The sequence below is a fragment of the Enterovibrio coralii genome (genome assembly GCF_001559595.1).
Taxonomy (GTDB): Bacteria; Pseudomonadota; Gammaproteobacteria; order Enterobacterales; family Vibrionaceae; genus Enterovibrio; species Enterovibrio coralii.
The window spans coordinates 1-743 of record NZ_LNTY01000013.1 but is presented as its reverse complement, the minus strand read 5'-3'; the positions used below and the strand labels follow the sequence as shown (position 1 = coordinate 743).

Below are 743 nucleotides of genomic sequence, written 5' to 3'. Positions count from 1 at the left end.
AACAAGGACTACGCAATGCCAACTCCATGCTATATCGCCATTGAAGGCAAAACTCAGGGCAACATTACTGCCGGTGCTTTCACCGCTGACTCTGTCGGCAACATTTATGTTGAAGGTCATGAAGACCAAATGCTGGTGCAAGCCTTCGACCATATCGTCACTGTTCCGACTGACCCACAAAGCGGCCAGCCTTCTGGTCAACGTGTGCACAAGCCGTTCAAGTTTACTGTGGCACTGAATAAAGCGGTTCCGCTGATGTACAACGCACTCGCTTCCGGTGAGATGCTGCCGAAGGTGGAGCTGAAGTGGTACCGCACCTCGGTGGAAGGCAAGCAAGAGCACTTCTTCTCCACCATCCTGACCGATGGCACCATCATCGATATCGATTGCCAGATGCCGCACTGCCAAGATGCGGCGAAGAAAGAGTTCACTCAGCTTGTCACTGTCTCCGTGGCTTACCGCAAGATTGACTGGGAGCACACGGTTGCCGGCACCTCTGGTGCAGACGATTGGCGCACGCCGATTGAAGCCTAATTGCTCATCGTAACAACGCCGTTGGCTGGGCGTGTCTTTGCTCAGCCAACAGTGTTTTCGCCTGTCTTCGGACGGGCTTTCGTCGATGCAAGAACGTCGAACACAAGGACAGTGGTTAGGGTTTTCGCAGTATGGCAAGACAACGCGGTTTGCAGTTTACACTCACGGTTGAGGGATTAGCCGACGATACCTTTGCAGTGACAGGGTTC

At 53.4% G+C, this 743-nt stretch carries 1 protein-coding gene; it reads left to right on the top strand.

Features of this window, described 5'->3' with window-relative positions; translation table 11 throughout:
- Positions 1–15 precede the first annotated feature (15 nt).
- Positions 16–534, top strand: a complete 519-nt coding sequence (locus ATN88_RS04535; RefSeq protein WP_067412091.1) for an Hcp family type VI secretion system effector — start codon at positions 16–18, stop codon at positions 532–534.
- Positions 535–743: the final 209 nt, after the last annotated feature.